The 14,558-nt window shown below is 38.3% G+C and carries 14 protein-coding genes and 1 other RNA gene; 8 read left to right on the forward strand and 7 right to left on the reverse strand.

The window, feature by feature from the left end; translation table 11 throughout:
- Window positions 1-25: 25 nt before the first annotated feature.
- On the reverse strand, window positions 26-484 hold the full coding sequence (mraZ, locus tag H5092_RS02000) for a division/cell wall cluster transcriptional repressor MraZ (RefSeq protein WP_007582904.1): 459 nt from the start codon (window positions 482-484) through the stop codon (window positions 26-28).
- 496 nt (window positions 485-980) lie between these two features.
- Here mraZ and H5092_RS02005 point away from each other — a divergent pair, with 496 nt between their 5' ends.
- From H5092_RS02005 to H5092_RS02015, 3 genes are read left to right on the forward strand one after another with little or no spacing between them, the layout of a single operon-like run.
- The gene (locus tag H5092_RS02005) at window positions 981-1,319 is read left to right on the forward strand and encodes a hypothetical protein (protein ID WP_002957982.1); all 339 of its coding nucleotides are present in this window, start codon (window positions 981-983) and stop codon (window positions 1,317-1,319) included.
- A 6-nt stretch (window positions 1,320-1,325) separates the two neighbouring features.
- Window positions 1,326-1,781 (forward strand): hypothetical protein, encoded by a 456-nt coding sequence (locus H5092_RS02010; protein ID WP_182732809.1) that lies wholly within the window; start codon window positions 1,326-1,328, stop codon window positions 1,779-1,781.
- A 1-nt stretch (window position 1,782) separates the two neighbouring features.
- The gene (locus H5092_RS02015) at window positions 1,783-2,025 is read left to right on the forward strand and encodes a hypothetical protein (protein ID WP_024596383.1); all 243 of its coding nucleotides are present in this window, start codon (window positions 1,783-1,785) and stop codon (window positions 2,023-2,025) included.
- Between the two features lie 3 nt (window positions 2,026-2,028).
- On the opposite strand, the gene H5092_RS02020 is transcribed toward H5092_RS02015, so the two are convergent.
- A complete protein-coding gene (locus H5092_RS02020; RefSeq protein WP_138488553.1) occupies window positions 2,029-3,003 on the reverse strand; it encodes a glutathione S-transferase family protein in 975 nt (324 codons plus the stop codon).
- A gap of 21 nt (window positions 3,004-3,024) precedes the next feature.
- Window positions 3,025-3,867: a pirin family protein gene (locus tag H5092_RS02025; protein ID WP_182693270.1), complete on the reverse strand. Its 843-nt coding sequence runs from the start codon at window positions 3,865-3,867 to the stop codon at window positions 3,025-3,027.
- Between the two features lie 201 nt (window positions 3,868-4,068).
- Between H5092_RS02025 and H5092_RS02030 the strand changes: the two genes are divergently transcribed.
- On the forward strand, window positions 4,069-7,173 hold the full coding sequence (locus H5092_RS02030; protein ID WP_182732810.1) for an EAL domain-containing protein: 3,105 nt from the start codon (window positions 4,069-4,071) through the stop codon (window positions 7,171-7,173).
- An 88-nt stretch (window positions 7,174-7,261) separates the two neighbouring features.
- Window positions 7,262-8,149, forward strand: coding sequence for a LysR family transcriptional regulator (locus H5092_RS02035; RefSeq protein WP_182732811.1), 888 nt, complete (start codon window positions 7,262-7,264; stop codon window positions 8,147-8,149).
- 3 nt (window positions 8,150-8,152) lie between these two features.
- Here the strand turns inward: H5092_RS02035 and H5092_RS02040 are convergent, their stop codons facing one another.
- A complete protein-coding gene (locus tag H5092_RS02040) occupies window positions 8,153-9,106 on the reverse strand; it encodes a YihY/virulence factor BrkB family protein (protein ID WP_182732812.1) in 954 nt (317 codons plus the stop codon).
- Window positions 9,107-9,233: 127 nt separating this feature from the next.
- Here H5092_RS02040 and H5092_RS02045 point away from each other — a divergent pair, with 127 nt between their 5' ends.
- A complete protein-coding gene (locus H5092_RS02045; protein ID WP_182732813.1) occupies window positions 9,234-10,313 on the forward strand; it encodes a mechanosensitive ion channel family protein in 1,080 nt (359 codons plus the stop codon).
- Between the two features lie 289 nt (window positions 10,314-10,602).
- Here the strand turns inward: H5092_RS02045 and H5092_RS02050 are convergent, their stop codons facing one another.
- Complete coding sequence (locus H5092_RS02050) at window positions 10,603-10,941, reverse strand: transposase (protein ID WP_259395014.1); 339 nt, start codon at window positions 10,939-10,941, stop codon at window positions 10,603-10,605.
- A 319-nt stretch (window positions 10,942-11,260) separates the two neighbouring features.
- On the opposite strand from H5092_RS02050, the gene H5092_RS02055 reads away from it, so the two are divergent.
- On the forward strand, window positions 11,261-11,791 hold the full coding sequence (locus H5092_RS02055; RefSeq protein WP_154903853.1) for a DUF6795 domain-containing protein: 531 nt from the start codon (window positions 11,261-11,263) through the stop codon (window positions 11,789-11,791).
- A 32-nt stretch (window positions 11,792-11,823) separates the two neighbouring features.
- On the forward strand, window positions 11,824-12,978 hold the full coding sequence (locus H5092_RS02060; protein ID WP_182732814.1) for a lipase family protein: 1,155 nt from the start codon (window positions 11,824-11,826) through the stop codon (window positions 12,976-12,978).
- 268 nt (window positions 12,979-13,246) lie between these two features.
- Here H5092_RS02060 and rnpB read toward each other — a convergent pair.
- Both rnpB and rsmI read right to left on the reverse strand, forming a co-directional pair.
- Window positions 13,247-13,624: RNase P RNA component class A (rnpB, locus tag H5092_RS02065), an RNA gene on the reverse strand.
- 41 nt (window positions 13,625-13,665) lie between these two features.
- Entirely contained in the window at window positions 13,666-14,523 is an 858-nt protein-coding gene (rsmI, locus tag H5092_RS02070; RefSeq protein ID WP_024595588.1) for a 16S rRNA (cytidine(1402)-2'-O)-methyltransferase, read from the reverse strand.
- Window positions 14,524-14,558: the final 35 nt, after the last annotated feature.

A 14,558-nucleotide genomic window follows, 5' to 3' on the forward strand; every position in this document is an offset into this window, starting at 1 on the left:
CTATTGTGTGCCTTTTTTTGTGCCGTTAGAGTGTAAAATTATCTAAATCTTGGTTAGGTTCAAAATCACCAAGCCTTTCAAGCTCAGTATCTTGCTGCATTTGCTCGTGCCAACGCGCCTCGTCCCAAATTTCAAACTTATTCATCAAACCAACCAGCATGATTTTTTTGCCAAGAGATGCATGGGCACGTAATGACGGCGCAAGCAAAATTCGACCATTTTTATCAAGTTGATACTCTGTAGCGTTACCTAGCAACATACGTTGCATTCGTCGAGCTCGTGGATTCATATTAGATATTTTCGCTAAACGGCTTTCTATTTCGAGCCACTCAGCCAATGGATATAACCATAAACACGGTTCATTTAATGCGACGGTACAAATAACTGTCCCCTGATCTTCAGACAACAGAGATTCTCGGTACTTTGTCGGTACCGCAAAACGCCCCTTATCATCCAAACTCAGTGAACTCGCGCCACGAAACATAAAAAACCTACTTTGAAATTGTTTTATTCAATTTTTTGTTTATTTTATCCAATGAGATCCACTAAAAACCACTTTTTACCACAGTGCTCCAGTTTAGGGCTTGACAAGCCATTTTGTCAAGTAAGCTGACCAGCTTTAGTGAGTCTCAAAGCTAGAAAAAATAAGGGCTCAAGCGAAGCGTTTGAATTACGTGGGAAAAAGTGGGATTGAGGTAAAGAAAAATATCAGCATTGCTTTTATAACTTTCTGTTTACATGCATTGCTTACTGAATAACCAATGAATATTTACAATTTTTAAGGCGTTTTTATCCTCTTTGTAAAATTTACCTAGCCGTGTAGTAATAGTTACTGTTTATTTTAAAATACTAATTATCAAAAATTAAAAAACACAAACAAAACCTATCAAATTCAGGCAGTTAAAATAAATAAAAAGTTTGGTTTAATCATTGCATCATCTAAATCACTATTTAAATTTTTAACTTATTAAGGATTGATTATGGCTACTGCAACGAATACGAAACCAAATACAACTTCAGATGTTAAGCCTGACGTTAAACTAACAAATACTGAGTCTCCTCTTACAGAGAAAGCAACATCAGCGGCGCACGATGCTGTAGATGCACTTTCTAGCAAAGCTGCAACAGCTGAAAGCAGTGTGCGTAAAGGAGCTTCTAGCTCAGCAGATGCATTGAGCGAAAAACAACTTATTGCACGTGAAAAACTAAGCGAATGTACTGCAAAAACTCGTGCTTTTGCTTCTGAAAATCCATTAGCAACTGCGGGTATTGCTTTTGCTGCGGGTATGTTAATCACATCACTACTTCGTCGTAAGTAATTAGTGATGAATAACCCACAAACAACAGCAACCAAGGATGGTAATGCGCAAGACCAAACTACTGAGCAACATAGCCAAAAGGACGATTGGCAAGATCATGTTGCAATGCTTTTAGAGTATTCTAAGCAGCTCAAGGATGATTACCATACTCAAGGAAAGATCACCCACCAGCTTGCTAAAGCTGAATGGCGGTTATCGCTTAGATCGCTTGCATTGATCACTATATTTTTAGGATGCTTTGCCAGTGGTTTGGTTTTGTTGTGGGCAGGATTTCTAGGTGCTGTTGGATACGGTGTATACGATGTTTTTGGGTCGGTATGGCTAAGTATAGCAACAGCTACTTTACTACAAGTTGCTTGTTTAATATGGCTTTGGAAAAATACAGTATACTTAAGCAATAAAATTGGCTTTAGTAAAACACTTAAAAGTTTAAAGCAGCTATTTAACTTACAAGGAAATTAGTATGTTAGTTAACTACTTAATTAAAGCACCTAATGAAAACGTTGATGCTCTAAGTAAGCAAATGGATACGCGCAGTGAATTGAAACGCCAACATCATGCAGCGTTCCAATATAGACTAAAGCGTTTTGCCGTAACCAAAGTTGGGCTTTCAAGTGCCTTTATCGCAGGTGCAGCAGTACAAGCGGGTAAAAGCGAAACCAGCTTCGTAAGAAAATACGGCTGGCTAGTGAACTTGATAGCTTAAGCGCTAAACATTTCTACCGTGATCAGATAAGTAATCAATACTTGGACCACTTGGCACAACTTGTGTTGGGTTGATCATTGTGTGACTAAAATAGTAGTGTCGCTTAATATGATAAAAATCAACTGTTTCAGCCACTCCTTTAACTTGATATAGCTCCCTAAGGTATCCACTTAATGCAGGATAGCTTTCAATTGTGCGTAAATTACATTTAAAATGGCCAACGTACACACTATCAAACCGAATGAGTGTAGTGAATAATCGCCAATCTGCCTCGGTGAGCCTATTACCTGTTAAATAACGCTGCTTGCTCAGTATCCCCTCTACTTTATCGAGTGCTTTGAATAAATCGTTAAACGCCTCTTCGTATGCATCTTGAGTTGTTGCGAATCCCGTACGATAAACACCATTATTTATATTTGGATAAATCAGCGCATTTAATTCATCAATTTTTGGTCGTAGTGCCTCTGGGTAGTAGTCATCGTTATTACCCGTTAACTCATTAAACGCACTATTGAACATACGTATAATATCGGCAGACTCATTACTGACAATTTTATTTAGCTTTTTATCCCACAATACGGGTACGGTAACTCGCCCGGAATACTTAGGATTATTTTTTGTATACACTTGATGTAAGTAGTTACTATTAAATAAAGCATCACCAGTACTGTGGTTTTGCGTATCAAAAGCCCAACCACTATCAAGCATATCAGGGCTAACAACCGACACCGTAATTAAATCTTGCAACCCTTTTAACGCTCTAAATATAAGCGTTCGATGCGCCCAAGGACACGCAAGTGATACATATAAATGATACCTGTTCGCTTGTGCTTTAAAACCGGCCTCGCCCGTTATTCCAGCGCTACCATCAACAGTTACCCAGTGACGTAACTGCGCCGTTTCACGTTCAAACTTACCGTTACTTGAATCTGTGTCGTACCATTTATCTTGCCATTGGCCGTTAACTAATAATCCCATAAAACTCTCCTAAAAATACCGTTATATTTTGCCAAACTCGCCGTTTTGATAATCACGCACTGCTTGCTGTACTTCAGCTTGCGTCGTCATTACAAACGGACCCATATGAGCAATTGGCTGATTAAGTGGATCGCCTGCTAAAACCAAAACGCCAGCGCCTTGTTCAGAGCTAATATTAATATCACTGCCTGGTTCTAAAATAAGTAACTTACCCGCTGGTATTGTTTGATTGTCGCTCATTATTAGTGAGCCGCTATGAATATAAAGCATTACTTTTTGTTGGCTAAGAGGCTCTAAATAAATGCTTTTACCAGCAGGTAATGTAATATCAGCGAGCGCCGCATTAGCAGCTAAACTTTGCAGCTCGCTTGCAAGCGTTTCACTTTCGAACTGCCACGATCCCGCAAGTGCTTTTAACGTCACGCCTTGCGTATTTGTAAAACTAGGAGCTGGGTTTTTAGTCGTATCTTGATAACGTGAATCACGCATTTTTTCTGCGCTTGGCATGTTTATCCAAATTTGAAAGCCATGCAGACCATCTATAGCATCAGCGAGTGGCATTTCACTGTGCATGACGCCGCGCCCTGTGCTCATCCATTGCACATCGCCTGCTTTAATTGCTTCTTTGTTACCCATTTGGTCACGATGCTCAAAGCCACCTTTTAGAATATAAGTAAACGTTTCAATTCCTCGGTGCGGATGCTCAGGAAAGCCTCCCATATAATCTTTTTTGTCGTCTGACTTAAGTTCATCAATCATCAAAAATGGATCTAAATATTTACCATCAAACCCAGGTATACGGCTAATGCTCACGCCATCGCCATCTTGAGTTGCATAAGCTGTAAGTATTTTTGATATTTTCATTTTTTAATTCACTCTAAAGAATAAGTTTATGAGGCTATTAAATCATTCATTAAACAAAACAACTATGTCTTTAAATCGAGCTTAAGGTTCTAAAAAATAGAACGACATTGATTCATTGGTTACATTTTCAACCTTATAATTACTATGGTTATTTGGAGTGAATTTGGCTACAATTGTTATTGCAAAATACGAAACTAAGGAATGGTTATTTTTACTTATTCTCTCAAACATCAGCTTTATCGTTTGCTTATATTGCTAAGTATTCCGGGCACCGCTGTAATTATTTTTACTCTGCTGCTTGAACGCCACCACTCTATTGAGCAAAGTGAAAAAAAAGTAGAAAACATTGCTAAGCAATTAATTTTACAGCAAAAGCACTTAGTCGATGATATTGACCGTTTAGCGCGTTATTTGGCTAAAGAGGAAAGTAAGAAAGAAAATATAGCAACGTCCTGCCCTAATTATTTTAATCAATTTAGAGCTATTTATGCCCATGTTGCCAATATCGGGATTATAGATCCAAATGGCATTGTTATGTGTACAACAAGCGGATTAACCAAAACAATAAGTATTGCAGATCGTGCGTATTTTCAAAATGCCTTAAAAAGTAACCAATTGTCGGTAGGTTATTTTCAGCACGATAGAAACTTGCAAAAAAACACCCTTAACTTTGCGTTGCCTATCATTAATAAAAAAAATGTAATTCAGGGCGTTGTAGTTATAGTTGTTGCGCTTGACTGGTGGAACAATGCTTTTAATAATATTGAACTGCCGACTGGCTCTGTTGCTGCAATCGCTGATTCTAATGGAAAAATTTTAGCGCGTTACCCACCAACAACTGCAGCCCTTGGCGATAATATTGCAAAGACTTTATTAGCAACTGATTCTTCGATTGATAATGAGTCATCAACAAAAATAAAATCTATTGAGGGTGAAGATCGAATGCTTCATCACTCTATTATTTATAAAGATCCGAGTAATAACAGCTTAAATATACATATTGCACTTCCTATTACGCATGCTTTAAAGCAAATAAATAATAATTTTTTTATAGCGATTGGTGTGTTTATTTTATCACTGCTAGTGCTATGTTTAATTGCACGTAAGCTGCTTAACACCAGCATTATCGACCCAATTAATAATCTAACAAATGCAACAAACGTGTTGGCTAAGGGCGAAATGCCGTCACAAAAAACACAGCCAAATAATCCAGAGCTAAATACTCTCTATCAGCGCTTTAAATCAATGGCGCAAACTAGGTTAACCGCCGAGGCTAATTTAAAAAACAAGCACGATGAGCTTACCAGCTTGCTTAATACTCTACCCGACAGTTACGTTAGAATTAACATCCATGGCGATATTCTCAACATAACGGGGCAATTTAAGCCTCAAGTAAACCCAAACAGCACTGCAGTACCTCATTTATCATCAATACTTTCTCACAACAATGTGCAGCTTTTGTTATCGCAGTTATCTAAGCTTGATGTTTCGAGTAATTTAGAATTTACACTCGAAAAATCAGATCCTAAACGCAGCTTTGAAGCGCGTATTAGTGCAATGCAAAGTAAAAATGAATACGTTGTTGTGCTAAGAGATATAACACAACGAAAAATAAATGAAGAAGCACTCCACCTTGCCTCGCTAGTGTATAACAACAGTAGTGAAGGCATGGCAATCACCGATCCAGCGGGTATAATATTTGATGTAAACCCTGCGTTTTGCAAAACGACTTTATATAGTAAAGAAGAAGTTATTGGGCGCTCCTCTTCAATTCTTTCATCAGGAAAACATGATAAGAATTTTTACAATAAAATGTGGTCTGAATTACAGCAAACAGGCCGCTGGCAAGGCGAGGTTATTAACCGTAAAAAGAACGGGCAGCTATACTCTGAGTGGCTCACAATCGATACGGTTTATGATACAAACAACGCACCTATTCGTCGAATCGCGATATTTACAGACCTCACTGAGAAAAAACAAGCCGATGAAACAATTTGGCGACAAGCTCACTATGATCACCTAACTGACTTACCAAATCGTTTAGAGTTAAAGGAGCGATTAAGTCAACGATTTTCAAGCATTGTTACTCCCGACAATCAATTGGTTGTCATGCTTTTAGATATTGATCACTTTAAAGATATTAATGACACATTAGGCCACCACTATGGCGATAACTTATTAAAACTCGTATCTCAGCGTATAGTCCAGTCGGCAAAAAATGCTGAGTTTGTGGCACGTATTGGTGGTGATGAGTTTGTTATTGTGTTTAATCGTATAAAAAGCACGCGTCATATTAATCAAATTGCCAGTAATATTTTGCTTAGCCTATCGTCGGCTTTGCATCTTGAAAACGAAGAGTTATTTATTAGCGCCAGCATGGGCATAGCATGCGCCCCTAATGATGGTGAAAATACTGAACAACTTTTAAAGGCAGCCGATCAGGCTATGTATAAAGCAAAAAGTAATGGTCGTAACTGTTTTGAATTTTTCTCTGCTGACATGCGCGAATATGCACACGCGCGCATGGTGCTATTAAAAGACTTACGAAGTGCCATTGAACTTGAACAGTTTGAGTTGTTTTATCAGCCCATTGTTGCTTTTAATGATTTACATATTCATAAAGCTGAAGCACTTATTCGTTGGCAACATCCCGAAAAAGGCCTAATTAGCCCTGTCGCATTTATTCCTCTTGCTGAAGAAACTAGGCAAATAAATGCAATTGGCCAATTTGTATTTGCTCAAACCTTGCAAACGCTTAACGATATAAAAACCCTAACCAATGACACTTTTCAAATAAGTGTAAACGTGTCGCCAGTGCAGTTATCCACGCCAGAGAGTGGTATAGATGAATGGTACGATATGCTAAAAGCTGCAAAATTACCTGCATCCTCAATTGTGGCAGAAATAACTGAAGGCCTAATGATTAACCCCGAAGCATTAACGCAACGTCGCTTAAAAGAAATAGTAAAATCAGGTATGCAGCTTGCCCTTGATGATTTTGGTACAGGGTATTCGTCACTCGCTTACTTACAAGAAATGGATACCGATTATTTAAAAATAGATAAACGTTTTGTTGATAATATCCAAGTAGGCAGTCAAGAACTTGCACTGTGTGAAGCTATAATTGTTATGGCGCATCAACTAGGCTTAAAAGTAATCGCCGAAGGAATTGAAACTAAATTACAAATGCAGCTATTACTTGAAGCCGGATGTGATTACGGACAAGGTTATTTATTTTCAAGACCTTTAAATAAAAGCAGTTTTATGGCACTTCTAGCTGATAAAAAAGTCGCTTTGTTAAAATAAATAGACAAAAAATCACTGTTACGCAATAAATAATGCGTCTGCGCGGTCAAGTTAAGCAATCAGATATAAGTAGTAACAGGATTTAAAAATGGCAAAAGCAACATTAGAGCAATGGCGAATGTTTAAAGCGGTTGTGGATCACGGCGGATTTGCAGGCGCAAGTGCGGCTGTACATAAAAGTCAGTCAACCGTACACCATGCTGTTCAAAAACTTGAAGCCGCCTTGCAAATTAAGTTGCTTGAAGTAAAAGGTCGTAAAGCATTTTTAACCGATAGCGGTAAACTAATTTTACGCAGAGCTGAATTTTTAATTGAAGAAGCAACTAAAATAGAATCGGTAGCAAGTACACTAAGCGAAGGCGTAGAAAGCACGTTAAAAATAGCTGTTGATGAGGTTTTTCCACACACCATTTTATACCAGGCACTTGCTAACACGAGTGAACTTTACCCGCTTTTAAAGATTGATTTAGTAGAAAGCGTGCTAACCGGTGCAAACGAATTACTACATAACTCAGTGGTTGATTTAGCCATTTCATCAATCCCTATCTATGGAATTAGTTGCAGTACGTTATGCGATATAGAGTTTATAGCCGTTGCGCATAAAGACCATGTATTACACCAACAAACTGAACAACTCAACTTTCGCGATTTAAAGCTACACCGGCAAATAGTAGTTCGCGACTCAGCAACCCACACCAGTCACAATGATGGCTGGTTAGGTGCTGATATGCGCTGGACAGTCAGCCATTTACGCAACTCTATTGATATGGTTAGTCAAAATTTGGGTTACGCTTGGCTGCCAAAAACACAAATAGCACATTTAATTGAAAATAAAACGCTCATCCCACTTAATTTAGACCAAGGTACAACCCGTACCCTTAATTTATATTTAATGTGCAACGACAACGACAGGCTTGGTCCTGCAGCACAAGAGTTTAAAGAGCAGCTTACGGCTCTCACTAACTTAGCTAGCTAATAGCTATTCATTTTTTACATCGAGGTGATCTGCTACATAGGCGCCTCGCTGCCCGCGCTCTTTAGCTGGGCCTATAGTACTGTCTTTACCTGTTTGCTGCTCAGTTGCAGCATTAATAACCGCACCTAATGTGATTATATAAGCGCTGATGTACAACCACATCAACATGATCACTACACCACCTAGTGAGCCGTAAGTTTCGTTGTAACTAGAAAAACGCGACACATAAAAAGAAAAACCTATAGATGCCAAAATCCAAAGCACAGTAGCAATAGACGAACCCATCGTGATCCAACGCCATTTGGCCGGTTTACGGTGTGGGGCATAACGATATAAAAGTACCAATGCAAAATTAAAGGTAAAAGCTAATAATGGCCAAGAGATGAGTTTAATTAATAAATCTATACTTTCTTTTAGCCCCACTAAATTAAGCACAATAGGCAAAATACCAATAATTAATAACGCAAAAATTGCGACAACAATCGCCCCTACCGAAAATAAAAAGCGTACTAATTGAGCTTTAAAAAATGAACGTTTTTCATATTCACGATAACTAATATTACACGCAGTAATAAGTGCTTGGCTGCCCTTAGAACTACTCCAAATGGTAAGTATAAGCGTACCAATTGCGCTTAAGCTCAAGCTGGCACTTGATGTTTTTGCAAGGCTAGAAACCTGAGATAAGATTAGTTCACTGGTACTTGGTGGGAGCAAAGTAACTATTTTACTTAAGTGATCACTAATATCTGTTGGGGATGAAAAGTACGCATACACTGATACCATCGCCGCAATGGCCGGAAAAATAGCAAGTAACGCATAAAATGCCACACCCGCTGCCACTATAGATAAGTTATCTTCACTCATTTGCTTAAAAATGCGCTTAACAATATCCCACCAACCTATAAAAGGGATATGACCAGGCTGCTCAGCTTGCTGTCCTCGTTTAGCTTCTTTCATTCTAAACCTCAATATTTGTATTACATTACTACAGCAAAATGTTTGCCAAGTTAAATAAAGTATTTGGTACTAAACTTGCTGTTACCTAATATTAACGATTATAAAAACCAAACACGGACGATAAGCCATGCCTAGTAGCCAATCAAACATTATAGCTTTAAACAATACGCCTCCCAGCACGCAAAGTTTTCAAGGCGATGTGTTTACGTGGCAGTTTTTTCATGAACAAGCTGTGCAATTACTTCACGCAACAGCGCAAATATTACCCACACTATTACTCGGTATAATACTTTTAGCATTAAGCTATTTAATTGCAGGGCCACTTTCTCGATTGCTTATAAAGCCTATTGACTACATGACTGACAGTAAACTAGTTCATCTAGTTATAAGGCGCAGTATAAGCACTTTAATTATTTTATTTGGCGTGTACTTATTCCTGCGTTTAGCAGGGCTTACCGAGTTTGCTGTTGCCATTATGAGTGGCACGGGACTAATAGGACTTATATTAGGTTTTGCCTTTAGAGACATAGCTGAGAACTTTATCGCTAGTTTATTACTGAGCATACAGAGGCCTTTCAAAATCGACGATGTAATTGAAGTAGACAATCGTTTAGGTGTTGTTAAAAAAGTAACCGCAAGAGCAACCACACTTGTTGATTACGATGGCAATCATATTCAAATACCCAATGCGACGGTATATAAAAATACCATTAAAAACCTGACTGCCAATCCAAAAATGCGCGGAAAAGTAGAAATTGGTATTGGCTATGATAACGATATACGCAGCGCACAAACCCTCGCACTAGATATTGCCAATCAACAAAATGCGGTACTTAGCGACCCACCTGCGCAAGTTTTAATAAAAAACTTAGGCTCATCTACTATTAACTTCGTTTTGTATTTTTGGGTTAATAGCGAGCAGCACAGCCCATTAAAAGTAGCTTCCCAGCTTATGCGCGAATTAGTCAATGAGTTCACAAAACAAAACATCAGCATGCCTGATGATGCACGAGAAAGAATTATACTCACCGACCCTAGTGAAAATGTTTCTAATTTAGAGGAAAAACAACCATCGCAAGTGCAAAGCGAAAAAAGTGAAACAGTTGATCAAACTAAAACACTTGATGATGTGAGCAGTGATACCGACGAAATACGTGAACAAGCAGAGCAATCAAGAGACCCAGAACAAGGTAAAAATATTATTTAATAATGCTGAAGTTGTATATATTAGTATTTAGCTCAATATTAATACTCTCGACCCAATAAGCAAAATAAGCAAAATAAGTAATCAACGCTAATATATATTAACGCTGGTTAGGAAGTATCTTATGAAAAGGCAAAAGGCTTTATAGGATATTAATCGACTTTTGCCCTTTGTTTGCGGAGTTTTTCAAGTTAGTTGTCGCATCAAATAAAATTTTATGCCGCCCGCATTGCTTCTTTTTTCTCTGGATTTAAATTTACTTCATTGGTCAGATGCCCACAGCTAGTCTGGTCTAGTTACTACTACAATCCACCAACACCGCCTTGTATCGACCTCTAAACAGTTCACCATCTGTATTATGTGTTCTATTAGAATATTGCGTATAGAGACCATTAATATGTTTCATGGCTCTGCCCATGTTTGCATCAGGGATTTTTATTAGTAGGTGGTAATGATCGGTCATTAAATAATACGAATGCACTTCAATATTAAAACGAAAACTGGCTTCCTCAATGCAGTATAAAAAATGCTTAGAATCGTCATCACTCAAAAAGGTGTTTTCACGCCCTCTTCCGCGATTCATCACATGATAAAACACATTTTCATACTCTATTCGTAGTGGTCTAGCCATAATAATAAACTCAATAGCAATAAACTATAAATCTAGATCATTGATGTATGAAGGTAAGATTTGACCCTGCCGAATCGCTAAAAAGCAGTTAACACCCTCCTACCTTTATATTAATGACCTTAGCTCAAAGTCATTTTCTTCGCGCCCAGCTTTATCTTTCGCTTTATCTATACATCTTAAGTTTTAACTATTGTACTTTATATAAGCTTGTTTATCATATGAGATCTATTTACAAAGGCATGTGAATATTAAAGTTTGCAAGGGAATCATGTAGCCTCCCCACAAAAAATTCACAGCCTATTTTTAAGGCTTCTTGTTTATGTCATTTTTAACAACACTTAAAAAGTTTGGTAATCATATTGGTGCTTACAAAGTGCACTTGTGCCCTGAGGTAAAAGGCCAAGCTAGTGAAAAAGGCAAACCTTTATCGAATGTAAAAATAGAGAGAGTATTGAATTTTTCTGATGGTAAAAGTGTTGAAGATTTCACTTACACGGATAATAATGGGGGCTTCTCATTACCTGAAATTAATATCCGTTCTAATCAACCAGCAGTCCCACTTGCTGAGATTTTCACTTCTCAAGCTATTTATCTATCCTACAATAATGAAGAATATTGCCTTTGGGGTTCTAGATTATCAGGCGTTAAATATCGAGAGGAATATGCAAGAAAGTTAAGGCAATTAATAGCCGACATCTCTAATGGAAAGGTTCTTTTTAAATTTCAGAATAAGAAAACTGAAGGCTATAAATTTGAGGCTTTAAGTATTTGTCGTTGGTCTGATGATTTTGAAGTAGTGGAACAAAATGCTTATTTTGACCTTTCAGAAATTGAAACGGATAATAATTAATAAATCAAAAACTAAATTATAAGGAAATATTAATGAATGTTTTAAGCCCTGCAATAGCTGCTAATTTTGCAGCTATCTCATACGAAAGCCTTGACAAAAGAGGCTTGAGAGCTAATCCATATTTTGAAAGAATTAGCTCTTTATTTTCATTCGAATCAGAATCTATAAAAGGTGTAAGTGGTTCTATTCTCGAACGAGTTTTTAACCACTCGACCAATTTTGGCTGCATTGCAGAGGGTAAGAAAGGAGCATATGAAGATGAAGATGATTATGTTTTAGCTTTACGAGGCACGGCTAAAGTTCGTGATGTTGTCACTGATTTACATTGTGGCTTAAGTACTTGTAGTAATAATCAACCTGTACATGCAGGCTTTAACCATACATTTAACTCTTTCAAAAATCAGTTAGAACTATACTTTAAAAAAAGCACTAAGAAAAAGTTAAACATTCATGTTGTAGGTCATAGTTTAGGTGGGGCTTTAGCAAACTTAGCTGCTAACTGGCTAAAGCAACGTTTCGGTGCCAATGTAAAATTATATACTTTTGGTGCGCCGCGCGTTGGTTATAATAGCTTTGCTGTAAAAACAGAGTCCGCAACAGATAACAACATCTATCGTTGCGTACATGCCGCAGATCCAGTTCCTTTAGTGCCTGTGTGGCCATTTATGCATACTGAACAAGAATATATTTTACACGGTGCTGCCACTATTACTCCAAAAGCACATAGTATGACTAATGAGACGCCAGGATATTTACATACAGCAAGCAACTTCAAAAGTTACTCTGCTATCAACAAAGGAATGGAAAAACGAATTCAAGAAGAGGTAAGGCTTGATTATGATAGACGGCTCGAATGTAGCCGCACGTCTAAATGGGCTAGGAAAATTGGTGCAGCTTTAATAACTCATTTACGTGATACTGGTAAGCTATATGCGATACAAAATCATTTATCGAACGCTCTCACAGTGTACGATCAGATAGCTAAAGCATTAGCTGATAGCATTGACTTCTCTAAAAACTGTACCAAAGATATAAAAGGGATTTTAGGGCACATACTAACATTTTGTGGCTATCCATTTAAGGTAATTTCTTTTACTTACGCTTCGATTAGACATATTTTACAATTAATGCTTAAAAATATTTTCGCACTTGCGGGTGAAGCGATAGCATTAGCAAAACCTTCCTAAAATGAAATTATACAAAAAAACCGCCAAATGGCGGTTTTTTATTAACAAGTAAAGCTGTTAATGTTATGTGAAATTTAACAAAAGCCAATGTGCAAAAGCCAACGGGGCCAAATCTTGACTTCATACATCATAATTTCTCACTGCCCGGTTATCACTCTTTGTTGAAATTCTAACGAGTACTGCAAACAGATAGCCAAAAACTAATTACTTGCCTTAATTTACAAGCACAAAAAAGCCCGCAGCGTTAACTGCGGGCTTTTTTATTGAATGAGTGAGTCAGCCTATAAGCCGGGTTTTGTCCTTTCCGAAGAAAGTGATAATCATTCGTCTAGGCCATAAATCGCTCTATGGCTCAAGCAACCTACCCGGTTCTCACGTGGGCCACGCGTTCATTATTTAAAATGATAGAACCCTATTTGGTCTTGCTCCGAGTGGAGTTTACCTTGCAACCAACTATTACTAGCGGCCCGGTGCGCTCTTACCGCACCCTTTCACCCTTACCAATCGAGATTGGCGGTCTCCTCTCTGCTGCACTTGTCGTGGGCTCACGCCCCCCAGCCGTTAGCTGGCACTCTGCCCTATGGAGCCCGGACTTTCCTCCCCCTGATCATTTTCGTCACAGGCAGCGATCATCTTGGCTGACTCGGCGCGCAGTATACATGAGGCTAATACCAAGCGCAGTAAAATTTACTCTTTTTCTTCAATAATTGTTTTGTATAAAGCGTTTTTCTTCATTCCAAAGTATTCAGCAACAACGCCACAGGCTTTTTTCATTGGCATTTCACTTTCAAGAAGTGCCAGCATTTTGCGCGCTTCTGGCGGAACATCGTCTATTTGCTTTGGTTTGCCCGCAAGCATAAGCACTATTTCGCCGCGCTGCTTGGTAGGATCATCAGTTAAAAACTGTTTAAGCTCACTTACACTACCATTAAAAAATGTTTCAAAGGTTTTGGTTAGCTCTTTAGCAAACACAACTTGCTGCTCATCACCAAGGGCTAGTGCTAAATCATCAAGGCTTGCCATAATACGGTGCGTACTTTCGTACATTATACTGGTGATACCTGAGTTAACAGCTTCGGTAAAAAAGTCTTGGCGAGCTTTGCTTTTAGCTGGCGTAAAACCAATAAACTGAAAACGGTCGGTTGGTAAGCCTGAACAACATACGGCTGTAATTGCAGCACATGCACCTGGAACAGGTGTAACATGAGCACCTTGTTCGCGACATAGATTTACCACAGCGTAGCCTGGATCACTAATTAGTGGCGTACCAGCGTCAGATACTAAAGCAATATTTAAACCTTGATTAAGTTGATCAATAATTTGTTGTGCTTTTTGCTTTTCGTTGTGGTCGTGTAATGCAAACGTTTTTGCCTTAATTCCAAAGTGGCTAAGTAGCTTGCCGGTATGGCGAGTGTCTTCAGCAGCTATTAAGTCAACTTGCGATAATGTCGCAATGGCACGGTGACTTAAGTCGTCATAATTGCCAATTGGGGTGGCAACAATGTAAAGAGTGCCAATTTTCTGTGAATTCTCCTCATTTAACATTGAGGTCTCCTGCGTCAGTCAGTAATATAAGCAAA

This window comes from Pseudoalteromonas sp. SR41-7, assembly GCF_014163935.1.
Taxonomy (GTDB): Bacteria; Pseudomonadota; Gammaproteobacteria; order Enterobacterales; family Alteromonadaceae; genus Pseudoalteromonas; species Pseudoalteromonas distincta.

Bases quoted from the DNA above. Each gene is read 5' to 3' on its own strand.
- mraZ (WP_007582904.1), bottom strand. From the start codon at position 484: ATGTTTCGTGGCGCGAGTTCACTGAGTTTGGATGATAAGGGGCGTTTT.
- H5092_RS02005 (WP_002957982.1), top strand. From the start codon at position 981: ATGGCTACTGCAACGAATACGAAACCAAATACAACTTCAGATGTTAAG.
- H5092_RS02010 (WP_182732809.1), top strand. From the start codon at position 1,326: ATGAATAACCCACAAACAACAGCAACCAAGGATGGTAATGCGCAAGAC.
- H5092_RS02015 (WP_024596383.1), top strand. From the start codon at position 1,783: ATGTTAGTTAACTACTTAATTAAAGCACCTAATGAAAACGTTGATGCT.
- H5092_RS02020 (WP_138488553.1), bottom strand. From the start codon at position 3,003: ATGGGATTATTAGTTAACGGCCAATGGCAAGATAAATGGTACGACACA.
- H5092_RS02025 (WP_182693270.1), bottom strand. From the start codon at position 3,867: ATGAAAATATCAAAAATACTTACAGCTTATGCAACTCAAGATGGCGAT.
- H5092_RS02030 (WP_182732810.1), top strand. From the start codon at position 4,069: ATGGTTATTTTTACTTATTCTCTCAAACATCAGCTTTATCGTTTGCTT.
- H5092_RS02035 (WP_182732811.1), top strand. From the start codon at position 7,262: ATGGCAAAAGCAACATTAGAGCAATGGCGAATGTTTAAAGCGGTTGTG.
- H5092_RS02040 (WP_182732812.1), bottom strand. From the start codon at position 9,106: ATGAAAGAAGCTAAACGAGGACAGCAAGCTGAGCAGCCTGGTCATATC.
- H5092_RS02045 (WP_182732813.1), top strand. From the start codon at position 9,234: ATGCCTAGTAGCCAATCAAACATTATAGCTTTAAACAATACGCCTCCC.
- H5092_RS02050 (WP_259395014.1), bottom strand. From the start codon at position 10,941: ATGGCTAGACCACTACGAATAGAGTATGAAAATGTGTTTTATCATGTG.
- H5092_RS02055 (WP_154903853.1), top strand. From the start codon at position 11,261: ATGTCATTTTTAACAACACTTAAAAAGTTTGGTAATCATATTGGTGCT.
- H5092_RS02060 (WP_182732814.1), top strand. From the start codon at position 11,824: ATGAATGTTTTAAGCCCTGCAATAGCTGCTAATTTTGCAGCTATCTCA.
- rsmI (WP_024595588.1), bottom strand. From the start codon at position 14,523: ATGTTAAATGAGGAGAATTCACAGAAAATTGGCACTCTTTACATTGTT.